This window comes from Bacillus safensis FO-36b, from assembly GCF_000691165.1.
GTDB classification, from domain to species: Bacteria; Bacillota; Bacilli; order Bacillales; family Bacillaceae; genus Bacillus; species Bacillus safensis.
Window position 1 is genome coordinate 224,616 of the sequence record NZ_ASJD01000003.1, and the last position, 22,724, is coordinate 247,339.

At 40.7% G+C, this 22,724-nt stretch carries 21 protein-coding genes; 19 read left to right on the forward strand and 2 right to left on the reverse strand.

Annotated features, from left to right (window positions below):
• Positions 1–1,029, forward strand: coding sequence for a SepM family pheromone-processing serine protease (locus BA81_RS09030; RefSeq protein WP_025092533.1), 1,029 nt, complete (start codon positions 1–3; stop codon positions 1,027–1,029).
• A 232-nt stretch (positions 1,030–1,261) separates the two neighbouring features.
• On the opposite strand, the gene BA81_RS09035 is transcribed toward BA81_RS09030, so the two are convergent.
• Positions 1,262–2,509, reverse strand: a complete 1,248-nt coding sequence (locus BA81_RS09035) for a nucleotidyltransferase (RefSeq protein ID WP_034281954.1) — start codon at positions 2,507–2,509, stop codon at positions 1,262–1,264.
• A gap of 206 nt (positions 2,510–2,715) precedes the next feature.
• On the opposite strand from BA81_RS09035, the gene BA81_RS09040 reads away from it, so the two are divergent.
• The 3 genes from BA81_RS09040 (at position 2,716) to gerR (ending at position 4,107) form a co-directional block, all read left to right on the forward strand.
• On the forward strand, positions 2,716–3,234 hold the full coding sequence (locus BA81_RS09040) for a YceD family protein (RefSeq protein ID WP_019743276.1): 519 nt from the start codon (positions 2,716–2,718) through the stop codon (positions 3,232–3,234).
• A 21-nt stretch (positions 3,235–3,255) separates the two neighbouring features.
• Positions 3,256–3,429: a 50S ribosomal protein L32 gene (gene rpmF, locus BA81_RS09045; protein WP_008354700.1), complete on the forward strand. Its 174-nt coding sequence runs from the start codon at positions 3,256–3,258 to the stop codon at positions 3,427–3,429.
• A gap of 138 nt (positions 3,430–3,567) precedes the next feature.
• The gene (gene gerR / locus BA81_RS09050) at positions 3,568–4,107 is read left to right on the forward strand and encodes a sporulation-specific transcriptional regulator GerR (protein ID WP_034281678.1); all 540 of its coding nucleotides are present in this window, start codon (positions 3,568–3,570) and stop codon (positions 4,105–4,107) included.
• A gap of 46 nt (positions 4,108–4,153) precedes the next feature.
• On the opposite strand, the gene BA81_RS09055 is transcribed toward gerR, so the two are convergent.
• Positions 4,154–4,633: an N-acetyltransferase gene (locus BA81_RS09055; protein ID WP_007499784.1), complete on the reverse strand. Its 480-nt coding sequence runs from the start codon at positions 4,631–4,633 to the stop codon at positions 4,154–4,156.
• A 210-nt stretch (positions 4,634–4,843) separates the two neighbouring features.
• Here BA81_RS09055 and BA81_RS09060 point away from each other — a divergent pair, with 210 nt between their 5' ends.
• The 15 genes from BA81_RS09060 to BA81_RS09130 all read left to right on the forward strand — a co-directional run bounded on the left by BA81_RS09060 (position 4,844) and on the right by BA81_RS09130 (position 22,717).
• Positions 4,844–5,743, forward strand: coding sequence for a 2-dehydropantoate 2-reductase (locus BA81_RS09060; protein ID WP_034281680.1), 900 nt, complete (start codon positions 4,844–4,846; stop codon positions 5,741–5,743).
• Between the two features lie 65 nt (positions 5,744–5,808).
• On the forward strand, positions 5,809–7,428 hold the full coding sequence (bshC, locus tag BA81_RS09065) for a bacillithiol biosynthesis cysteine-adding enzyme BshC (RefSeq protein WP_034281681.1): 1,620 nt from the start codon (positions 5,809–5,811) through the stop codon (positions 7,426–7,428).
• 128 nt (positions 7,429–7,556) lie between these two features.
• Entirely contained in the window at positions 7,557–7,988 is a 432-nt protein-coding gene (gene mraZ, locus BA81_RS09070) for a division/cell wall cluster transcriptional repressor MraZ (protein ID WP_003211163.1), read from the forward strand.
• 66 nt (positions 7,989–8,054) lie between these two features.
• A complete protein-coding gene (rsmH, locus tag BA81_RS09075) occupies positions 8,055–8,987 on the forward strand; it encodes a 16S rRNA (cytosine(1402)-N(4))-methyltransferase RsmH (protein WP_034281682.1) in 933 nt (310 codons plus the stop codon).
• Positions 8,988–9,024: 37 nt separating this feature from the next.
• On the forward strand, positions 9,025–9,372 hold the full coding sequence (ftsL, locus tag BA81_RS09080) for a cell division protein FtsL (protein WP_024424265.1): 348 nt from the start codon (positions 9,025–9,027) through the stop codon (positions 9,370–9,372).
• Positions 9,373–9,379: 7 nt separating this feature from the next.
• Positions 9,380–11,530 carry a penicillin-binding protein gene (locus tag BA81_RS09085; protein WP_034281955.1) on the forward strand — a complete coding sequence of 717 codons (2,151 nt, stop codon included), beginning with the start codon at positions 9,380–9,382 and terminating at the stop codon, positions 11,528–11,530.
• A gap of 128 nt (positions 11,531–11,658) precedes the next feature.
• Positions 11,659–13,578: a stage V sporulation protein D gene (locus BA81_RS09090; RefSeq protein WP_024424263.1), complete on the forward strand. Its 1,920-nt coding sequence runs from the start codon at positions 11,659–11,661 to the stop codon at positions 13,576–13,578.
• 211 nt (positions 13,579–13,789) lie between these two features.
• Entirely contained in the window at positions 13,790–15,265 is a 1,476-nt protein-coding gene (locus BA81_RS09095; RefSeq protein WP_034281683.1) for a UDP-N-acetylmuramoyl-L-alanyl-D-glutamate--2,6-diaminopimelate ligase, read from the forward strand.
• 135 nt (positions 15,266–15,400) lie between these two features.
• Positions 15,401–16,375 carry a phospho-N-acetylmuramoyl-pentapeptide-transferase gene (gene mraY / locus BA81_RS09100; RefSeq protein ID WP_003211854.1) on the forward strand — a complete coding sequence of 325 codons (975 nt, stop codon included), beginning with the start codon at positions 15,401–15,403 and terminating at the stop codon, positions 16,373–16,375.
• Positions 16,376–16,384: 9 nt separating this feature from the next.
• Entirely contained in the window at positions 16,385–17,731 is a 1,347-nt protein-coding gene (murD, locus tag BA81_RS09105) for a UDP-N-acetylmuramoyl-L-alanine--D-glutamate ligase (RefSeq protein WP_034281957.1), read from the forward strand.
• A gap of 59 nt (positions 17,732–17,790) precedes the next feature.
• Positions 17,791–18,891 carry a stage V sporulation protein E gene (gene spoVE, locus BA81_RS09110; protein WP_024424259.1) on the forward strand — a complete coding sequence of 367 codons (1,101 nt, stop codon included), beginning with the start codon at positions 17,791–17,793 and terminating at the stop codon, positions 18,889–18,891.
• A gap of 197 nt (positions 18,892–19,088) precedes the next feature.
• Positions 19,089–20,183: an undecaprenyldiphospho-muramoylpentapeptide beta-N-acetylglucosaminyltransferase gene (murG, locus tag BA81_RS09115; protein ID WP_034281684.1), complete on the forward strand. Its 1,095-nt coding sequence runs from the start codon at positions 19,089–19,091 to the stop codon at positions 20,181–20,183.
• A gap of 31 nt (positions 20,184–20,214) precedes the next feature.
• Positions 20,215–21,126, forward strand: a complete 912-nt coding sequence (murB, locus tag BA81_RS09120) for a UDP-N-acetylmuramate dehydrogenase (RefSeq protein WP_034281685.1) — start codon at positions 20,215–20,217, stop codon at positions 21,124–21,126.
• Between the two features lie 125 nt (positions 21,127–21,251).
• Positions 21,252–22,031, forward strand: coding sequence for a cell division protein FtsQ/DivIB (locus BA81_RS09125; RefSeq protein WP_034281686.1), 780 nt, complete (start codon positions 21,252–21,254; stop codon positions 22,029–22,031).
• A complete protein-coding gene (locus BA81_RS09130; RefSeq protein WP_034281688.1) occupies positions 22,028–22,717 on the forward strand; it encodes a DUF881 domain-containing protein in 690 nt (229 codons plus the stop codon). The genes BA81_RS09125 and BA81_RS09130 overlap by 4 nt, the downstream gene beginning before the upstream one ends.
• Positions 22,718–22,724 lie beyond the last annotated feature (7 nt).

The window sequence follows — 22,724 nt, forward strand, 5'->3', positions numbered from 1 at the left end:
ATGAAAAAATTGAATATTCGCTGGCTCAGCTTTTTTGTTATTGTTCTTGTCTTATTTGGCTTAACTTTTGTTAAACTGCCGTATTACGTGACAAAGCCGGGTGATGCAACAGAGATTGCCCCTCACATTCAAGTGGATGGTGGATACGGCGAGAAGGGCAGCTTCTCTCTTATGACGATAAAAGTAGGTCCAGCCAATCCGTATACGTATTTACTTGCGAAAATGAATAAATATGACGAGATCGTCCCAGAAGAAAATATTAAAGCGGACGGAGAGTCGGATGAAGATTATATGAAAAGACAGCTTCAGCTGATGAAAAGCTCTCAAGAAAATGCCATGATTGCAGCGTATACAAAAGCAGGCAAAAAAGTAGATTATACGTTTAATGGGGTATATGCGAGCTACGTCATGAAAGGCATGCCTGCTTATGGCAAAATTGAAGTGGGCGACCGGATTAAAAGCGTTGATGGCAAGACGTATGATTCTGCTGATAAAATGGTGTCGTATATCAGCCGTCAAAAAGCTGGTACATCTGTCCGTTTTGTCCTTGAACGAAACGGCAAGGATATCACGCAGAAAGTGAAGTTAAAACCTTTTAAAGAAGAGCCGAATCGAGTCGGAATTGGCGTATCTTTATTTACAGACCGAAATGTGAAAGTGTCGCCATCTATTAAGGTGGATATTGAAAATATCGGCGGCCCGTCGGCAGGTTTAATGATGTCACTTGAAATTTATAATCAGCTGACAAAAGAAGACGAAACACATGGCTATGCGATTGCAGGGACTGGAACGATAGACGCTGATGGTACGGTCGGGCCAATTGGCGGAATAGATCAAAAGGTTGTTGCAGCAGATAAAGCAGGAAAAGATATCTTCTTTGCACCAAACGATAAAGGTGATCCAAATTCAGACTACAAAAATGCAGTGAAAACAGCGAAAGATATTAAAAGTAAGATGAAAATCGTTCCTGTGGACACAATGCAGGACGCACTGAACTATTTAAACAAGTTAAAAGAGAAAGCATCTTAAGTGAAAAAAGAGCAGCCCTTATCAAGGCTGCTCTCAGCGTGTAGACAAACCCTCGCATTCGGTGTCAGGTCTCTGCGCCGGTACTCACGAATGTCAAATTCGCTCCGTTCCGGTGCTCGCCCTTCCTAGACTTCAAAGGTTTTCTATCACGCTGAAAAGAAGACAAAGGGATAAAATAAAGATCATTTTAGCCCTTTGTCAACAATCAGAGAGCAGCCTTAGGCTGCTCTTTTTATCGAGATTGGAAGAGACCAGTCTCTTGATCATAGCGGATCGGTGAGGTTTTAAATTCTGCTTCTGTTAACTTTGTTTGCATTGGTTCGCTGATGGGAAGGCTGAAGACGCGGGAAGCGCGAATGTCAAGATCAAGGGCAGGATGTGAAAAGGAAGACAGCTTGCTGACAAGCGGTACGTCCAATTCCTTTTTGACAAGAGATAAGTATTGCTGACCTTTCTTTGACATACCAAGTAAACGAATGTATGGCGCGTGTTTCTCCTTTAGCAGCTCATGCATAACAGTTTTCTTCACCCTCATTAAAAGGTGCGTATTCATCCGCTGCAGCCTTGTCCACGTATATCGTTTTGTTTTCACAAGTGATAGATATTCCTCGTAGGTGGACGCATGTGTGATCGCCTTTTGCATGCGGTGTTCGATGCCTTCTTCAATTTCATAGATGCCTTCTAATTCTGCTGTATCCATTGTGTGAAACACATGTTTTAAGAAGCTGAAATAGTCTTCTTGCGTATGTAAAAGATCATAAGAAGAATAATAGTCATGTAATTGCTTAAGCGAGGCTGCCGGGAGATAAGAGGCGACAGTTTCAAATGACCCATTCTCTTTTAAGGCTTTTCGGATGCTTGTAGCGCTTGCGATTTTCTGATGTTTAGGAAGCTCTTGATCATGATAACCGGATGCAATTCTTTGAGAGGTAAAGGGCTCTATGTGAGGAGATCTCTCTAAGATGGCTTTGACATAATGGAAGCCTAAAATGTTATTAGGCCTAGACAGATCCAGTAAGTGTTTCGGATCAATGACCTCTTGAAACGCAGCGGCAGCGGCAGCCGGATAACTAAGACCTTCTTTTACCTTTGCTTTTGTGAAAAGGTCGATTTCTTCTTTTTTCTCATGCCAAGCGTGCGCTGTTCGCTCAAATGCTTTGATGTCTCCGTCCTCACTTCCGAAAAAAAGGGAGCGGCATTTTAAAGCATCTAGAATAGACACAGCGCCGTTTGCAAAGGTTTCTGCCTTTTGCACTGCATATATGTATGGAAGCTCACACACGATGTCTACACCGTTTTGCAATGCCATTTTTGTTCGTGCCCATTTTGAGACGATAGCGGGCTCTCCGCGCTGGAGAAAGGATCCGCTCATGACGGCAATGGCTACATCTGAGGAGGTATGTGTTTTCGCCTGGCGAACATGATAGGCATGTCCATAATGAAATGGATTGTACTCGACAACAACTCCTGTTGCTTTCAATAGATGTTCCGCCTTTCTTGCTATGGTTAAATGGTCTATGCTACAGTAGCATAAGGGAAAAATGAAGCCCATTTTTTTCAGTGTAGGCATTCCGTGAACTGATGTCAAACAACGCTCTGACATCACAAAGGACTGTAAAGAAAAAATATTGACAAATAGCATGATGAAAGCTATAATCATGTTTGTTGCTCTTAGAGGTGATACAATTGAAATGGACAGTTTATCAGTTACATCAAAAAGCTAAAAACAGCTTCGATTTTCATGAGACGGTTGACTTAAATGAACTTACTAGCCTTCATTCAGATATACGTCGTATTTCACCGGTAGAGGTGAAAGGGACTGGAGTGATCGAATCAAAGCAAGTCGCATTTGATTTAACCATCACAGGTGAAATGACACTGCCTTGTTCAAGAACGCTTGTTGATGTAAATTATCCATTTGCGATTTCAACGAAAGAACTATTTGTACTTCATAAGACAGACGATATAGAAGATGAAGACGTATCTGTTGTAGAAGACGATATCATCGACTTAACGCCTATAGTCAAGGAAGAAATTCTTCTTGAAGTGCCGATGCAAATCTTTTGCGACCAAACAGACGTAAAAGGTGCTGCGCCACAGGAAGGGAATGACTGGGCGGTCATTTCGGAAGATGCACATCAAAACCGAATTGATCCGCGTCTGGAAGGCTTGAAGAAGCTCTTAGAAGAAAATAATGAATCTTAACTCTTTAAGGAGGTGGGAATAATGGCTGTACCTTTTAGAAGAACTTCTAAAATGAAAAAAAGATTGCGTCGTACGCATTTCAAACTACAAGTACCTGGTATGGTAGCTTGCCCAGAATGCGGTGAAATGAAAATTTCTCATCGTGTCTGCAAATCTTGCGGAACATACAAAGGCAAAGACGTAAAAAGCAACTAATGCTTGATAAAAAAGCGTAAGGGAATCTTCCCTTGCGTTTTTTTATTTGTCTATTTTTTAGGTTTCTCTCCTGCAAATAGTCTATCTACTCTAGTAAGCGCATATGATGTGGTATTCAGATTCAGGGGGGATGATCAATTGACGATTACAAGGCAGGACGCATGGACACAAGATGAAGATTTACTTTTAGCAGAAGTCGTCTTAAGGCATATTCGAGATGGAGGAACGCAGCTTTCCGCATTTGAGGAAGTCGGGAAAGCATTGTCAAGAACAGCGGCAGCATGTGGATTCAGATGGAACTCATACGTCAGAAAACAATATCAGGCAGGCATTGAGCTGGCGAAAAAACAGCGGAAAGAACTGCGTAAAAAGATTGGAATTCATTCCTCGGGTTTACCGCAAAATACGCTAACCATAGAAGAGAAGGCATCTTCAGATCAGGCTGAATTGACCTTGCGAGAAGTGATTCAGTTTTTAGAGAAGCTTGAAAAAGAACCGGCTGGCTCAGCTTATTTACGCGAAGAACTGGCGGACACGCAGCATCAACTGAAGTCGCTCACAGAAGAAAATGAACATTTGAAGCGGCAATTAAAAATGACAGAAGAAGACTACCGGGCACTTATTGGGATTGTTGAAAGAGTCAAACAGAATATCAACTTAAAAGAATATGCTAAATAAGAAAACGCCCCTCACAGAGAAAGGAGGGGCGTTTTGCCATCAGTGATTAAGCGGATTCACCTGTATTCTTTTGAATATGGGCAGGTTCCCAGATGAGTGGATTTTCACCTTTGTCGCGTTCCATATCATATTTTACCGCTTCAAAGCCCATTTTATCCCAAAAACCAGCAGATTTGACGCGTGGATTGGTCCGGATTGGCAGTCCGAAAGATTTGGCGAAATCAACAAGTGCCTCGCCGTACCCTTTACGCTGATACCCAGGAAGCACTTCCAGCTTCCACAGCTCTAAATAATCATGATTGTGGTCAAAATACGTTGTCGTCGAGCCGTCCACTTGATAAAGGCTCATACGTGCAACCAGCTTATCTCCAAAATAAATCCCGTAAAATGGAGAGTTGCTGTCATTTTCAATCATATTACTTTCAAGGTCTTCAAGCATGGATAGTTCTTGTATGCCATATTCCTTAAATTGTTTAAATTCCTCTAAAGTTTTGTAATTGATTAGAAGTCGTTTTACTTGTGTCATATGATCTTCCCCCTTACACACATAATGTTGACAGTGATGTCGTTGAAGGCGTTTTCATCCCATCCGCCTCAAAAAGTTTTTACACTTATTATTATAGTTTTTAAATTAAAAAAATTCAATCGCGGCGCGCCATCTGCTTTTTGCATCGCGGCTTGAAACTGTTAAAATGGTTGATATGATGAAGTAAACAGAAAAAGGGAAGTGCGGCAGTTGAACATTGGAATCATTGGCGGCGGTGCGATTGGTCTGCTTTGTGCCAGTTATTTATCACAGCATCATGACATCACTGTTTTGACAAGAAGAAAAGAACAAGCAGAGAAGATTCGAACATCAGGTATTAAGCGAACGGTAAAAGGAGACACATTCCTGGCGTCTGCGGAGGCAAGGGCAGGGATTACAGGAGTATTTGATCTGCTGATTGTGACGGTGAAATATCACCAGCTGCAAGAGGTGCTTGATGAACTATCCACATTACCTCGTCAACGAATCTTATTTTTACAAAATGGCATGGCCCACTTATTAGATTTAGAAAACTGGGACACGCCGCATTCGATATATATCGGTGTTGTAGAGCACGGGGCGATGAAGGTATCAGATCATGCAGTAAACCATACAGGGATTGGTGTCATCAAGTGGGGGGCTTTTCATCCTGAGGATGCAGCTGATGTGAGAAATGCTTTGAATGAAACGCCGGCCCAATTTCAGATGATTTATACGGATGAATGGAAAAAAGTGCTGGAGGAAAAACTGCTGGTCAATGTCTGTATTAACCCGCTCACGGCTTTATTGCATGTGAAAAATGGAGAATTGATCGCAACTCCTGCATATGAATACATGATGAAATGTGCATTTGAGGAAGCATTGTCCATTCTAGGTCTGGCTGAAAAAGAGCGGCTCTGGTCACACGTCGTTTCCATTTGTAAGAAAACGGCCGCCAATCAATCGTCAATGCTTCAAGATATCGTCAAAGGCCGTGAAACCGAAAGAAAAGCCATCGTTGGCTATCTTTTAAAAAAGGCTCAAGCTCAAGAAATTCTGGCGCCACATCTTACTTTCTTCAATCGAAGCTTGGAAGTATTGGAAAAAAAGCAAACAAAATCTTTTGAGTGAGCTCATTTACATGCTATACTTTTTTCGGGAAACTAACTATTTATTGAAGAAAGGAAGTTCTAAACATGCAATTGACTGAACTTTCCATCCGAAGTCAGAATTTATTCATACGTGATTATATAGAAGAAAAAAAAGAGATGACTGCTTTTTTTGATTATGATATACATTCTGAGCACACATGGAAAAAAAGATACGACGATCTCATGGAAATGAGCTTCCCGCGCGAGGCTTTAGCGGATTATATGAGCGCATACCACGCAAAGTTTGAATCGACAGCGATGCGTCAGAACATTGAAAAGATCCGTGATGAACGGAGTGTCATGGTGGTTGGAGGACAGCAGGCAGGCCTACTGACAGGACCGCTTTATACCATACATAAAATCATATCCATTATTCAGTTCGCAAAAGAAAAAGAATCAGTGCTTGGCGTTCCTGTGATTCCAGTCTTTTGGGTAGCAGGTGAGGATCATGACGTAGATGAAATTAATTTTGTCTACACATCTGGCGAAAAAGGTCCAGTCAAGCAAAAGCTGCCATTACATAACGTCAAAAAAACTGCTGCCAAAAGAACACCTCTGCATCAAGAAAAAACAGAGAAATGGCTCCGCGATGTGTTTTCAACATATGAAGAATCTGCGTATACAAATGACTTGCTTGATCAGCTTCTTCGATGTTTACGCAAATCACAAACATTTACGGATTTCTTTGAATGGATTGTATGCGACCTTTTTGAAGAAGATGGACTGCTTCTATTTAATTCAGGAGACTTAGGCGTCAAACCACTTGAGCGTACGTTATTCAAGCATATTGTTGAGACAAATGATGCGGTCACAGCTCGTTTGAATGAAACGCAGGCTGCCATGAAACGAGCGGGATATCAGCCTATCATAGAAGCTGGTGACAATCAGGCGAACCTGTTTTACGAATATGATGAAGAGCGTTTCCTTATTGAAAAAGAAAACGGCCAGTTTTCTATATCAGAAGTGGGGCTTACGTGGACAAAAGAAGAGCTTTTGCAGGAAATTGAGGAGCACCCAGAACGGTTCAGCAACAATGTGGTGACGCGTCCCTTAATGCAGGAAACCCTTCTCCCAACACTTGCTTTTATGGCAGGCCACGGTGAAGTCAACTATTGGGGAGAACTGAAAGGAATTTTTGAGCATTTTGAATTAAAGATGGCACCCGTTCTTCCAAGACTGCACGTGACCATTCTTGAAAGGCACATCGATAAGAAGCTGCCGGTCAGAGAACTTTCTCTTGAAGAAGTGCTCACAAACGGAGTAAAAGAAAAGAAAGAGGCTCACTTTGAGCAAAGCCTTCCAGACAGCTTTGTTCAAGCCGTTGATCAGGCGAAACGTGAATTAGCGAATGTTCATGGCGTACTGAGGCAAGAAGCACTGGAGGTTGAACCAAACTTCGAACAGCTGCTAGATAAAAATGCCAAATTTATCGAAGACCAGCTTCAATTTGTTTATCAAAAGGTGGCGCAGCGTGTGGAAGAGAAGGAAGGATATATCCTTCGAGATTTTGAACGGATTGAAAACAGCTTAAAACCATTAGATGCCCCGCAAGAAAGAATTTGGAATATCATGTACTTTTTAAACAAATATGGTCCAGAATTCTTCAAAACGTTCAAAAATCTGCCATTTTCATTTCAAAACAAGCAGCAAATTGTCAAACTTTGAAATAAAGTTTTAATGAACCCTGACTAGTTCAGGGTTTTTTTTTATGTAGAAACAGTGTAAAATAAGTTTTGTGGAGAGAAGTGGTGGATAGTGGAGAGTAAGGGTGAGAAAGTGGGGCTCTGATTATCATGTTCATGGGTGAATACCAACATACGATTGATACAAAAGGGCGCATGATCATCCCTGCTAAATTTAGAGACGGTCTCGGAGAACAGTTTGTGCTGACGAGAGGGCTTGATCAATGTTTATTTGGCTACCCTATGAGTGAGTGGAAACTAATCGAAGAGAAACTCAAAGCACTGCCGCTAACGAAAAAAGATGCACGTGCGTTTACCCGGTTCTTCTTCTCTGGCGCAGTTGAATGCGATCTGGACAAGCAGGGGCGTATTAACATCGCATCAAACCTACTCCAATATGCAAAACTCGAAAAAGAATGTGTGGTCATCGGCGTTTCAAATCGAATTGAGTTGTGGAGTAAGTCGATCTGGGAACAATATACAGAAGAGCAAGAAGATTCTTTTGCTGAAATTGCTGAAAACATGATTGGATTTGATATATAATAATCCCTTGTGCAGCAAGCTTTCTACACATTCATTTCTATTTGAAAAAGGTGGGACCATAACATCATGTTCCAACATGAGACAGTATTATTAAAAGAAACAGTTGACGGTTTAAACGTCAAAGAAGACGGTACATATGTAGACTGCACGCTAGGCGGAGCAGGTCATAGCTCATATTTACTATCTCAACTATCAGAAAAAGGTACATTGATTGGATTTGACCAAGACGATGCTGCACTGGATCATGCACGAGAGAAGCTCGCGGATTCTAAAGCGAACATTCTTTTCATAAAAAGCAACTTCCGATATTTAAAAGAACGTCTGAATGAACAAGGTATTACAAGCGTAGACGGTGTGATTTTTGACCTTGGGGTTTCATCTCCTCAGCTCGACACACCAGAGAGAGGCTTTAGTTATCACCATGATGCACCTCTTGACATGCGAATGGATCAAACAGCCGCATTGTCGGCAAAACAAGTGGTGAATGAATGGCCATTTGAAGATCTAGTTCGGATTTTCTACAAATATGGGGAAGAAAAATTCAGCAAGCAAATCGCACGCAAAATTGAAGAAGCTAGAAAAAAAGGACCAATTGAAACTACAGGTGAGCTTGTCGACATTATCAAAGAAGGAATTCCCGCACCTGCAAGACGAACTGGCGGACATCCAGCAAAAAGAGTGTTTCAAGCGATCCGAATTGCCGTAAATGATGAATTGAAAGTTTTTGAAGAAGCACTAGAACAAGCAATAGAGTTACTCAATCCGAAGGGGAGAATTTCTGTCATTACATTCCATTCACTTGAAGACCGGATTTGTAAAAGTACATTTAAAGAAATGTCTTCTCTTCCAGAACTTCCGCACGGACTACCAGTGATTCCAGAAGGACTTGAACCAAAGCTGAAGCTGATCACGAGAAAACCAATCGTTGCATCAGAACAAGAGCTGGAACATAACAACCGTGCCCGTTCAGCGAAGCTCCGAATTGCAGAAAAAAAGTAAAACGACACCATAGATGATGATAAAAAGGAGGTTTCTTATGAGTAATTTGGCTTACCAAAGAGAAGTAAAACAATATCAAACAGAGCAGCAAGGCCAATCGGTTGTTATTAAAAGAAGAGGTTCTATCACACTTGGTGAAAAAATCTTACTTGTCATGTTTGTCATGGCTCTTATGTGCAGCTCCATTCTCATCATTTCTAAAGCCTTTGCTGTCTATCACGCTAATATTGAAGTCCAGAAATTAGAACAGCAAGTATCTTTAGAATCGAAGAAGATCACTGAGCTTCAAAAAGAAAAAGACTTGCTGAGTGAACCGGAGAGAGTCATTGATACTGCGAAAAAAGCAGGCTTAAGCATTTCGAAAGATGTTAAGAAGGTCGATTAAGATGGCGATGCCTAAAAAGAATAAAATGATGAACAGAGGCGCGGCAATTGCGAGTATTTGCTTCGCCCTGTTTTTCTTTATCATCCTTGCACGTTTTATCTATATTCAGATTACAGGAACGGTCGATGGCCAAGTGTTAGCCGCAAAGGCAAATGAACAATATCAATCGAAGAAAACACTTGAAGCCAAAAGAGGGTCTATTTTAGACCGAAATGGAAATGTGATTGCAGAGGATACGTCTGTTTATAAGCTCATTGCGGTCATGAGCAAGAAAATGACAGTCGACCCAAAGCACCCGATGCATGTCGTCGACAAAGAAAAGACAGCAAAAGAGCTGTCAAAAGTCATTGATATGAGTGAAAGCGAAATTTTAAAGCGTCTGAATACTAAAGGTGCGTTCCAAGTGGAGTTTGGTAAAGCTGGGAAAGACATCAGTTTTTCAACAAAGGAAAAAATTGAAAAGCTAAAGCTTCCAGGGATCGCATTTGAAAAAGACACGAAGCGATATTATCCAAACGGCATGTTTGCGTCGAATCTGATCGGTTATGCAAGATTAGATGAGGCAACGAAGGACATGTCAGGCGCGATGGGACTTGAGAAGGCGCTGAACAAATTTTTAAAAGAAAAAGACGGCTATGTGACATATAACAGTGACAGAAGCGGATGGGCTCTTCCAAATAGTAAAGAAGACATTGTCGCTCCGAAGGATGGGAAAAATGTCACGCTGACCATCGATCAAAAAATCCAGGCGTTCCTTGAAGAAAGTATGACGCAGGTTGCCAAAAAATATAAACCGAAGAAAATCATTGCCACAGTCGTTGACCCAAAAACGGGAAAGGTGCTCGCGATGGGACAGCGGCCAAGCTTTAATTTAAATGAATTAGACATTACGAATTATAACAATGATGTCATTTCATATGCGTTTGAACCAGGTTCAACGATGAAAATCTTCACACTTGCTGCAGCAATCCAAGAAGGGGTCTACCAAGGCAATGATAAATATCAATCTGGTACTTATAAAGTAGGAGGAGGCCTTGTAAGAGACCACAACAATGGAAATGGCTGGGGAAAAATTGACTTTCATGAAGGTGTTCTCCGTTCGTCTAACGTAGCTTTTGCAAAGCTGGCAAAAGAAAAACTAGGCTTCACGCGCTACGAACAATATTTGCAGAAGTTCCATTTCTATGACAAAACAGGTATTGACTTGCCGAACGAAGCGTCTAGTAAAATCAATTACAGATACGAATATGACAAAGCATCGACGGCTTACGGTCAAGCGTCTGCCATTACACCGATTCAACAAATAGAAGCAGCGACAGCGATAGCAAACGGCGGAACGATGATGAAGCCATATGTCATTGATCATATTACAGACCCGAACACAAACAAAACAATTTTACAGCACGAACCAACAGTAGCTGGAAAGCCAATTTCCTCTGATACAGCAAAGCAAGTCCGTGACATTTTAGGTGAGGTGGTTTCCTCGAAGATTGGAACAGGCCAGCCTTACCAAATCAAAGGATTTGACGTTGCTGGGAAAACAGGAACAGGACAAATTGGCGGTGCCGGCGGTTATCTCAAAGGAAGAAACGATTACGTCTTTTCATTTATGGGAATGGCGCCAAAAGATGATCCGAAGCTGCTCGTTTATGTAGCTGTACAGCAGCCGCAGCTGTCTGACACAGAAACTGGCTCTGCCCCAGTTGCACAAATTTTTAACCCAGTGATGAAAAATAGTCTGCTATATTTAAATATTGCACCAACAAAAACAGACGATAAAAAATCAGGCGAACAAAAAGTGAAGCAAGAAACAATGCCTTCATTCTTAGATTTAGAAGTGAAGCAGGCGGAAACAGAAGCCAAAAACAAAAACTTAACGCCTGTTGTCATCGGCGACGGCCTCTCCATTAAACGACAGTGGCCAAGTGCAGGCTCTGAATTCTCTGAAAGCCAGAAAGTTTTCTTGAAAACAGCAGGAAAAACGATAAAAATGCCTGATATGACAGGCTGGTCGAGACGGGAAGTCCTTCAATATGCATCCATTTCCGGTGTGCATATCGAAACAAAGGGACAAGGATATGCTGTCAAACAAAGTGTGAAAAGAGGATCGGAGATTTCAGATGAAGTCGTCACTGTGACATTTAAAAGTCCGAATTAACTGCAAAACCTAGCAAACCACTTGCTAGGTTTTTTCTTTTGCCGAGCGGGATAGACGAGACGTTCTACATAAGGACGGGCCTGCATATGATGGAAACAAGCCATATGTATGTAAGGAGTGAACCAGGCGTGCGAGTATCAAGTGTAACAGTGAGAAAACGATTGCTTTTCGTGCTGCTGTTTGGGGTGATCATTTTTTTCATCATAGATACTAGATTAGGATATGTACAGTTTATTATGGGCGAGAAGCTCACAAGCTTAGCAAAAGATTCATGGAGCCGGAACCTCCCGTTCGAACCAGAAAGGGGAGATATTTTGGACCGAAATGGGGTAGAGCTTGCGACGAACAAAAGTGCCCCATCTATATTGGTCGTCCCGCGGCAAATTAAAGATCCGGCAGAAACAAGCAAAAAACTGGCGGCAGTACTGAATATGTCTGAAGAGAAAGCGTACAAGCACGTCACAAAGAAAACATCCATCGAACGAATTTCTCCAGAAGGGAGAAAAGTATCTCATGAAAAAGCAAAAGAAGTCAGAGAGCTTGATTTAGATGGTGTTTATGTTGCAGAAGACAGCATCAGACACTATCCGTTTGGCAGTTTTCTTTCTCATGTGCTGGGCTTCGCTGGAATTGATAATCAAGGGTTACTTGGACTGGAAGCCTATTATGATGATGACCTAAAAGGTGAAAAAGGCTCTGTGAAGTTCTATTCCGATGCAAAAGGGCAGAAAATGCCAGATGAAGCAGATGATTATACACCGCCTAAAGATGGTCTTGATATGAAGTTAACTGTCGATGCGAAGGTGCAAACCATTATAGAACGGGAATTAGACAATGCGCAGGCAAAATATAACCCAGATGGGATGATTGCAATTGCGATGAACCCGAAGAACGGTGAAGTGCTTGGGATGTCGAGCAGACCGGATTTTGATCCAGCGGATTATCAATCAGTTGACTCGAAAGTGTTTAACCGAAATCTACCGGTGTGGAGCACATATGAGCCAGGTTCGACGTTTAAAATTATTACGCTTGCAGCAGCACTAGAAGAGAAAAAAGTCAATTTAAAACGTGATCATTTTTTTGACAGCGGTTCTGTGACAGTTGATGGTGCAAGACTTAGGTGCTGGAAAAAAGGCGGCCACGGATCACAGTCATTTTTAGAAGTGGTTCAAAACTCCTGTAACCCCGGTTTTGTTGAACTAGGCGACCGTCTAGGAAAGGATAAATTATTTTCCTATATTAAAAATTTCGGGTTTGGCCAAAAAACAGGAATCGATCTTCAAGGGGAAGGACGAGGTATTTTGTTCCCGCTGGACCGGGTTGGTCCTGTAGAGCAGGCGACAACTGCCTTTGGTCAAGGTGTATCTGTTACGCCGATACAGCAAGTAGCTGCCGTAGCAGCTGCGGTAAATGGCGGAACACTTTACACGCCGTACATTGCAAAAGAATGGATAGATCCAATCACAAAAGAGGTAGTGAAAAAGCAATCACCGATTGCCAAAAAGAAAGTGATTTCAGCAGAAACATCCAAAGAAATCAGATATGCGCTTGAAAGTGTAGTCGCTCAAGGAACTGGCCGAAATGCATTTGTTGAAGGATATCGAGTTGGCGGAAAAACAGGGACAGCACAGAAAGTAAAAGACGGCAAGTACATGGAAAATAACCACATTGTGTCGTTTATCGGGTTTGCGCCTGCTGATGATCCAAGTATCGTTGTATATGTGGCTGTAGATAACCCGAAAGGCACTATTCAATTTGGCGGGACAGTTGCTGCACCAATTGTGGGTCATATTATGCGGGACAGCCTGCCTGAGATGGGTGTGAAAAAAAGAAAAGGACAAATTGAAAAGAAGTACCAGTGGCTGGACACAAAAACCATTGAAGTACCGAATCTTGTAGGGGGATCTGTTTCAGACCTTGAATCCTTACTGATTAACCTTAAGATCGATGCTTCTGGAACGGGCAGTAAAGTGGTGAAGCAATCACCTGCTGCCGGGACAAAGGTCAAGGAAGGCTCCACCATCAGATTATACTTAAACGATGAATAATAAAGAATGAACAGAGGGTAGCCGCACTCATTCGGCTGCCTCTTTTTGTTGAAAGAGAAGGTCTGTTTGAAAAAAAGAGCCTAAAGTGTGTTTTTTCCAAGAGAAACTTAAGGAATACGCTGGATGTATCCTTTTTTTTACGATAAAATATAGACTGTGTGTTTTTTTCACAAGACATGCACGTGAACGAATTTGAGAGGTTTGATATGAAATGAAATTACAAGAACTCCTTACATACTTTAAAAGTGAAAATGACGAATTAATAAACGAAAATCCTGATATCACTTCCATTGAAATGGATTCAAGAGAGGTGAAAAAAGGAAGCCTTTTTGTCTGTATAAAAGGCTATACAGTAGATGGACACGATTATGCTGAAAAAGCGGTGAAAAGCGGGGCTGCAGCGATTGTAGCAGAACACCCTCTTAACATATCAGATGTACCAGTCATTATTGTAAAACACTCTCAAAGAGCTCTTGCAAGAATAGCTGATGCGTTTTACGAGCAGCCAACTCATAAGCTGAATCTCATCGGGATCACAGGAACAAACGGAAAAACTTCGACAACACACATGATTGAACAAATGATGAGAAAAGCTGAAAAGAAAACAGGCTTAATCGGTACAATGTATATGAAGGTGAATGATGACATTCTCGATGTGAAAAACACTACACCTGAAAGTGTCACACTTCAGAAAACCTTTAAACAGATGCTTGACCAAGATGTAGACACAGCCATTATGGAAGTTTCATCACATGCACTGCATCTTGGCAGGGTACATGGATGTGATTATGATATTGCCGTTTTCACAAACCTTTCGCAGGACCATCTTGATTACCACAACACAATGGAAGAATATAAACATGCGAAAAGCTTGCTATTTTCACAGCTTGGCAGTGCCTTTCATCACGATAAGCCAAAGCATGCGATTTTAAATGCAGATGATGACGCTTCGAGTTATTATGAAAAAGTTACAGCTGCTGAAGTCATGACATATGGCTTAGAGCAAAAAGCAGATGTGATGGCAAAGAATATTCAAATCAAACCGAAGGGAACTCAATTTGATTTGATCACTCCAATTGGCACAAAAAATGTGACAGTTGCCCTCATCGGTAAGTTTAATGTGTACAACATCCTAGCAGCTGTATCAGTAGGGATCGTATCTGGCTTAACATTTGAAACGATTGTAAGTGCTATTGAAGAGCTGGAGGGAGTCAAAGGCCGATTTGAACTTGTGAACTGTGATCAAGATTTTCCTGTTATTGTCGATTACGCCCATACACCTGACAGCTTAGAAAATGTCCTGACAACGTGTAGAGAATTAACAGAGGGCAAAATTTTCTGTGTGATAGGCTGCGGCGGTGACCGTGATAAAACAAAGCGTCCTCAAATGGCCCAAATCGCTGTGAAGTATGCAGATGAACCTGTATTTACATCAGACAATCCAAGAAGCGAAGATCCTTCAGCTATTTTAAAGGATATGGAAAATGGGGTGCCAGACGCATATTATCATAGTTTTGTGAATCGCAAACAAGCCATCTTTTTTGCAATTGCCAATGCGAAAAAAGGCGATACAGTCTTAATAGCGGGTAAAGGTCATGAGACATATCAAATCGTCGGCGATCAAGTTTACGATTTTGATGATGCAAAGGTTGCTATGGACGCTATTTTAGATCTAAACAAATCTTAAAATGATGAAAAGAGTGTAATGAAATGAAGCATTTTGTACAAAAACAACATACGAAGAACGTGAATGAATACCTTAATAATGAATGTAATTTTCTGATGGAAAACGGCTTTGGAAATTCGGAAGGAGTAAAGAACGATGCTTGAACAGGTGATATTGTTTACAATCATAATGGGATTTTTAATCAGTGTTCTTTTATCCCCGATTTTTATTCCGTTTTTAAGAAGGCTTAAATTTGGTCAAAGTATTAGAGAAGAAGGACCACAGTCTCACCAAAAGAAATCAGGTACTCCGACAATGGGCGGAATTATGATTATCTTTTCTATTACAATTACAACGATTGTGATGATCAACAAATTTTCTGAGATTAGTCCAGAAATGTTTTTATTGTTATTTGTCACGCTTGGCTACGGTCTATTAGGATTTTTAGATGATTATATTAAAGTAGCGATGAAACGAAACCTAGGTTTAACATCGAAACAGAAATTAATCGGTCAAATTGTGATCGCAGTGATTTTTTATGCAGTCTTCCATTATTATCAGTTTGCAACGACGATTCGCATTCCAGGAACAGATGTCAGCTTTGATTTAGGATGGGCTTACTTTATCCTTGTCGTTTTCATGCTTGTCGGAGGTTCTAATGCCGTGAACTTAACGGATGGACTGGATGGTCTATTATCTGGAACTGCTGCAATTGCCTTCGGAGCCTTTGCTATACTGGCTTGGAATCAATCACAGTACGATGTAGCGATCTTTTCAGTAGCTGTTGCTGGAGCCGTTCTAGGGTTTCTTGTGTTTAACGCGCATCCTGCAAAAGTATTTATGGGTGATACAGGGTCGCTTGCTTTAGGCGGAGCGATTGTAGCGATTGCCATTTTAACAAAGCTTGAAATTTTGCTTGTCATTATTGGAGGAGTATTTGTTGTCGAAACGTTATCTGTTATTCTTCAAGTGATCTCCTTTAAAACAACTGGAAAAAGAATCTTTAAGATGAGTCCGCTTCACCACCACTATGAGTTAGTTGGCTGGTCTGAGTGGAGAGTAGTTGTCACCTTCTGGACAGCTGGTTTATTACTTGCTGTTTTAGGAATTTACATCGAGGTGTGGTTATAATTGAATAAGATGCAAATGTTAAAAAACGAAAATGTACTAGTATTAGGTCTTGCAAAAAGCGGATATGCGGCAGCTTCAATTCTTCATGAGCATGGAGTAAATGTCATAGTAAATGACCAAAAGCCGTTTGAAGAAAATGAACCTGCTCAGCTTCTTTCTGAAAAGGGGATTGATGTCATTTGCGGCAGCCATCCTCTTCGTATGTTCGATGATAAAGAAATTACGATTTTAATTAAAAATCCAGGAATTCCATATGAAAATGTGATGGTTCAAGAGGCGCTTCGCCGCCAAATTCCAGTTTGGACGGAAATAGAATTAGCTTATCATTTAACCTCAGCTCCTTTTATTGGGATTACTGGATCAAATGGAAAAACCACTACCACGACTTTGATTTATGAAATGTTGAAACAAGACCGTCAAAAAACTTTAGTGGCAGGTAATATTGGCACAGTTGCCAGCGAAGTCGCTGCAAAGGCAGCTGGTGATGAGTGGATCGTAACTGAACTCTCTTCTTTTCAGTTAATGGGAACAGTTGAATTCAGACCTAAAATCAGCTTAATATTAAATATTTTTGATGCACATTTAGACTATCACCACACTCGTGATGAATATGAAAAAGCAAAGCAGAAAGTTTACGCACATCAACTGGATGATGACATAGCAGTCATTAACCTCGATGATCCATCAGTCGTAAAACTGGCTGAAGCTTCAAAAGCAAAAAAAGTGTTTTTCTCCGTGAAAGAGCAAGTAGAACATGGTGCGTATATTAAAAATGGTGCGATCTACTACATGAATGAACATATCATCGATTTAAAGGATGTTGTTCTTCCTGGTGAGCATAACCAAGAAAATATTTTGGCAGCTATTTGTGTCGTGAAAAATGCAGGCTGTTCAAATGAAGCAATCGCACACGTTCTCACGACATTTAGTGGAGTGAAGCACCGTCTGCAGTTTGTAGATACAATTCAAAGCAGAAAATTCTATAACGATAGTAAAGCCACCAATATACTGGCAACAAGTAAAGCATTGTCAGCTTTTGAGCAGCCGACTATTTTATTAGCCGGCGGACTTGACCGGGGCAATGAATTTGATGAATTGAAACCTTTTATGAAAAATGTAAAAGGAATTATTACATTTGGTGAGACGGCACCTAAGTTTGTGAAGCTTGGTGAAGAACTGGGAATACATCACGTAAAACATGTCGATAATGTTGAACAAGCAGTACCTGCGGCGTTTAACATTTCTGAAGAAGAAGACGTGATTTTATTATCCCCGGCTTGTGCAAGCTGGGATCAGCATAAAACATTTGAAGAACGTGGAGACATGTTTGTAAACGCCGTGCATATGCTTAAATAAGGGCTTGTCTCTCGTATGACTGACAGCCCAAATGAAATTATGCTTGGGGTGTCGGTCTCTTGACGAATAAGAAAACTTCTCCGGACTTTTTGCTTGTTGTCATTACGTTACTTTTATTGACGATTGGTTTAATTATGGTGTACAGCGCTAGTGCTGTGTGGGCATCGTATAAATTTGATGATTCGTTTTATTTTGCAAAAAGACAGCTTTTGTTTGCCGGAATCGGAGTTATCGCGATGTTTTTCATTATGCGAGTCGATTATTGGACGTGGCGGACTTGGTCAAAGATATTGATTGCTGTTTGTTTTCTCCTTTTGCTGCTTGTACTTATTCCTGGTATCGGTATGGAGAGAAATGGATCAAGAAGCTGGATCGGTGTCGGTGCGTTTAGTATTCAGCCCTCTGAATTTATGAAGCTTGCGATGATTGCGTTTCTTGCAAAATTCTTATCTGAAAAACAAAAAAATATCACATCCTTTCGTAAAGGTTTCGCACCAGCATTAGGCATTGTGTTTTCTGCATTTGCCATCATCATGCTGCAGCCAGATTTGGGAACAGGGACGGTAATGGTTGGAACCTGTATTATTATGATATTTGTTTCAGGTGCGAGAATTGCTCACTTTATATTTCTCGGTCTTTTAGGGCTCAGCGGATTTGCTGCACTAGTCTTATCAGCGCCCTACCGCATAAAACGAATTACATCGTACTTAAATCCTTGGGAAGATCCACTAGGCAGTGGGTTTCAAATTATTCAATCCTTATACGCTGTTGGTCCAGGCGGTTTGTTCGGGATGGGTCTCGGTCAAAGTAGACAAAAATTCTTTTATTTACCTGAGCCTCAAACAGACTTCATCTTTGCAATATTGTCTGAAGAACTTGGCTTTATAGGAGGATCACTCATTTTGCTGCTCTTTAGTGTTCTATTATGGAGAGGCATACGAATAGCACTTGGAGCTCCAGACTTATATGGAAGTTTCCTAGCAGTTGGCATTATTTCAATGGTTGCCATTCAAGTGATGATTAATATCGCAGTTGTTACTGGACTTATCCCTGTGACAGGTATCACGCTCCCATTCCTAAGTTATGGCGGCTCATCACTGACATTAATGCTGATGGCCATTGGCGTACTCTTGAATGTAAGCAGGTACGCTAGATATTAATGCTGCTAGTTCATGAAACCATGATGACATTTATTTTGCAAAAGTACAAAAAAATGATTTGAAGAGTGAAAAAGACAGCTTTAGTATCCGAAAACATGTTTTTTACCTCTTCTTTACAGGTTTTAACGGAGCCCTGTTGTTTAAAACAGGGTTTATACTTTGTTCAGAGCAGAAAAAAATTGAGGGGAAATGGTATAATGCGTATAGTAATCAGTGGAGGCGGAACAGGCGGACATATTTATCCGGCCTTAGCTTTTATTAAAGAAGTGAAAAGACTGCATCCTGATGTAGAATTTTTATATATTGGTACTGAAAATGGACTTGAAAAGAAAATTGTAGAAAGAGAAAATATCCCTTTCAAGTCCATAGAAATTTCAGGTTTTAAAAGAAAGCTTTCCTTTGATAATGTAAAAACGGTGATGAGGTTTCTAAAAGGCGTTCAAAAAAGCAAATCTTACTTAAAGGAATTTAAGCCAGATGCGGTCATTGGAACAGGTGGTTATGTGTGCGGCCCTGTTGTTTATGCAGCTTCTAAGCTGAAAATTCCGACCATTATTCACGAACAGAACAGCCTGCCTGGTATCACAAATAAGTTTTTAGCAAGGTATGTTGATAAGGTAGCCATCTGTTTTGAAGAAGCAAAGGCACATTTTCCATCTGAAAAGGTTGTATTTACGGGAAACCCTAGAGCCTCTGAAGTCGTCTCTATAAAAGAGGGGAAATCTCTGAAGGAGTTTGGGCTGGATGAAAAGAAAAAAACGGTTCTTATTTTTGGCGGGAGCCGGGGGGCTGCGCCGATTAATAGAGCAGTTATTGACATGCAAGATGAATTAAAGGCTAAGAACTATCAGCTTTTATATATCACAGGTGAGGTTCATTATGAAAAAGTGCTGAACGAACTAAAGGAAAAAGGTGCAGCACCTAATATGATGACAAAGCCTTTCTTGCATCAAATGCCGGAGTACTTGAAATCGATTGATGTGATTGTTGCAAGAGCGGGAGCCACAACGATTGCTGAAGTGACAGCCCTTGGAATTCCAACTATTTTTATTCCAAGTCCATACGTGACGGCAAATCACCAGGAAATCAATGCAAGATCACTAGAAAAGCATGACGCTGCAATCGTTTTAAGAGAATCAGAGCTTTCTGGAGAGAGCCTCCTTCATGCCATTGATGAAATTGCTGGTCATGAAGAAAAATTAAACGAAATGAGCCGTTTAACAAAAGAACTCGGAGTACCAGATGCGGCTGGACGTTTATATAATGTATTAAAAGAAATTACGACTACATGATGGAATGATATTAGGTAAGGCGGAGGGTAATATGGAGAACTTGAAGAATGAATTATTAGAAGCGCAAGTCGGTAAAGTGCTTGAAAATGAGCCGCTTGCAAATCATACGACAATGAAAATAGGCGGGCCGGCTGATCTATTGATCGTTCCTAAAGATATTGATGCAGTTAAAACGATCATGGATCAGATAAAAAAACACCATGCGGACTGGACGGTTATTGGAAGAGGATCAAATTTACTCGTACTTGATAAAGGAATACGCGGTGTCGTCCTGAAGTTAGGCGCTGGACTTGATCACTTAACTGTAAATGGTGAAGAAATTACAGTTGGCGGCGGCTATTCTGTTGTAAGGCTTGCAACGTCTCTTAGTAAGCAGGGTCTTTCAGGGCTGGAATTTGCAGCTGGTATTCCAGGGTCTATTGGCGGCGCTGTTTATATGAACGCAGGTGCGCACGGATCTGATATCAGTAAGATTCTTGTGAAAGCGAGAATCTTATTTGAAGATGGAAGCATCGAATGGCTAACAAATGAGCAGATGAACTTTAGCTACAGAACGTCTGTCCTTCAAAAGGAACGACCAGGCATTGTTCTCGAGGCCGTGTTTAAGTTAAAACAGGATGATCGCGAGAAAATCACAAAGAAAATGCAGCAAAATAAAGACTATCGCAAGGAAACACAGCCTTATAATCGACCATGTGCGGGAAGTATTTTTCGAAATCCGCTGCCTGAATATGCAGGACAGCTTGTAGAAAAAGCGAATTTAAAAGGGTACCAAATTGGCGGAGCAAGAATCTCTGACATGCATGGAAACTTTATTGTGAACGCTGGCGGGGCTACTGCTCAAGACGTGCTGGACTTAATTCAGTACATCCAAAAGAAAATTAAAGATGACTACAATGTAGATATGCATACAGAAGTAGAAATTATCGGTGAAGCAAATTAAAAGCAAGTTTTATGAATGATGGCATCACAGGAAAACAAACGGCATGAAGAATGCCGTTTGTTTTCTCATCAAAATGATGACCCAAAGGTGTGGACAAGCAGCTTTGAATGGGGTGAAGAATATATATGCGGCCTGATCATGAAAATGAAAAGATCGTCAATATAGAAGAACGGATTCCTAAAATTAAAGAACAAAGGAAGCAGAAAGCGAATCGGAGACTAATCTCTTTTATTCTACTGTTTTTTATCATGGTTTTAATCATTATTTATTTGCAGACACCAATCAGTAAAATTTCTTCTTTAACTATTACGGGTAACGAGCATGTCCCTACAAAACAGCTTGTGAAACTTTCCCAGATTAAAGAAGGCGAAACAGAGTTTTGGAATTTAAATAAAGATTTAACAGCAGATCATATTAAACAAAACAAACTGATTAAAAGTGTCAGTATTAAAAAACATTTTCCAAATAAGGTTAGTATTGCTGTCAAAGAATATGCCAATATTGCTTATCTTCAAAAGGGAAATCTATACTATGAGCTTCTTGAAAATGGGACAGTATTGCCAGAAGAAGTCACACCAAGTCATGCAGGACCTATTTTTGTTGATTGGGACAATAAAGAGAAGCTGAAGCAAACGGTTAGAACTTTAAATCAGCTGCCAGCCTCTATTCAGGAACTCATCTCAGAAATATATTATGTGCCGACAAGCTCAAACCAGTGGCTCGTTAAATTTTATATGAATGACGGGAACACCGTGATTGCATCAATTAAAACATTCGCTGAAAAAAGAAAAACCGACCCTGCCATTGTAAAAGAACTTTCGCCATCTGAAAAAGGCACAATCCATATGGAAGTCGCGACGTATTTTGAAGCGTTTAAATCTAAGAAAAAGGAAGATGAACGTTGAGAGGCAAAACAGTTATATTCTCAATTGTAATGCTTGTTCTTGGTTTTCTGATTTCTTTTTCATACCAATATACAAAGCAGCATCAGGCAGATGTCATCCGAACAGAGCAATGGAAAAAAGAATATTCCTTGAAAAGTCAGCTGACAAAGCAAGAAAAGGCGAATCAGAAACTTGAAAAAGAATTATATAGCCTACAATCACAGGTTCAAGCCACTGAGGCCAATTTGAAAAATGAAAAAGAGCAGTATTTTAATGTATTGGAAGATGTTGAGAAATACAGGATGTTTACAGGAGAGATCGGTGTAAAAGGAAAAGGGGTAAAAGTATCCCTTGAAGATGCATCTTATATCCCGAGTGGACAAAATGTCAATAATTACATTGTTCATGAGAGCCATATTTTTCATGTGATAAACGAACTGTTTATATCAGGGGCCTCTGCTGTATCTATTAATGGACAGAGAATTACGCACCAATCGTACATACATTGTAACGGCCCAGTTGTCACAGTTGACGGGGTTCAGCATCCAGCGCCATTTGTTATTTCTGCTATTGGTGATCCGGCTGTGCTAATACCTGCATTAAATATTGCAGGAGGAGTAGTCGATCAGCTGACAAGTGATCACATTTCGATGACGATTGAAAAAAAGGATATTCGTATGAATCCTCTTTTAAAACACAAAGATTAAAAGTGAA

Bases quoted from the DNA above. Each gene is read 5' to 3' on its own strand.
- bshC (WP_034281681.1), top strand. From the start codon at position 5,809: ATGCAATTGACTGAACTTTCCATCCGAAGTCAGAATTTATTCATACGT.
- murG (WP_034281684.1), top strand. From the start codon at position 19,089: ATGCGTATAGTAATCAGTGGAGGCGGAACAGGCGGACATATTTATCCG.
- ftsL (WP_024424265.1), top strand. From the start codon at position 9,025: ATGAGTAATTTGGCTTACCAAAGAGAAGTAAAACAATATCAAACAGAG.
- rsmH (WP_034281682.1), top strand. From the start codon at position 8,055: ATGTTCCAACATGAGACAGTATTATTAAAAGAAACAGTTGACGGTTTA.
- BA81_RS09095 (WP_034281683.1), top strand. From the start codon at position 13,790: ATGAAATTACAAGAACTCCTTACATACTTTAAAAGTGAAAATGACGAA.
- rpmF (WP_008354700.1), top strand. From the start codon at position 3,256: ATGGCTGTACCTTTTAGAAGAACTTCTAAAATGAAAAAAAGATTGCGT.
- mraY (WP_003211854.1), top strand. From the start codon at position 15,401: ATGCTTGAACAGGTGATATTGTTTACAATCATAATGGGATTTTTAATC.
- murD (WP_034281957.1), top strand. From the start codon at position 16,385: ATGCAAATGTTAAAAAACGAAAATGTACTAGTATTAGGTCTTGCAAAA.
- BA81_RS09125 (WP_034281686.1), top strand. From the start codon at position 21,252: ATGCGGCCTGATCATGAAAATGAAAAGATCGTCAATATAGAAGAACGG.
- murB (WP_034281685.1), top strand. From the start codon at position 20,215: ATGGAGAACTTGAAGAATGAATTATTAGAAGCGCAAGTCGGTAAAGTG.
- BA81_RS09055 (WP_007499784.1), bottom strand. From the start codon at position 4,633: ATGACACAAGTAAAACGACTTCTAATCAATTACAAAACTTTAGAGGAA.
- BA81_RS09085 (WP_034281955.1), top strand. From the start codon at position 9,380: ATGCCTAAAAAGAATAAAATGATGAACAGAGGCGCGGCAATTGCGAGT.
- mraZ (WP_003211163.1), top strand. From the start codon at position 7,557: ATGTTCATGGGTGAATACCAACATACGATTGATACAAAAGGGCGCATG.
- BA81_RS09030 (WP_025092533.1), top strand. From the start codon at position 1: ATGAAAAAATTGAATATTCGCTGGCTCAGCTTTTTTGTTATTGTTCTT.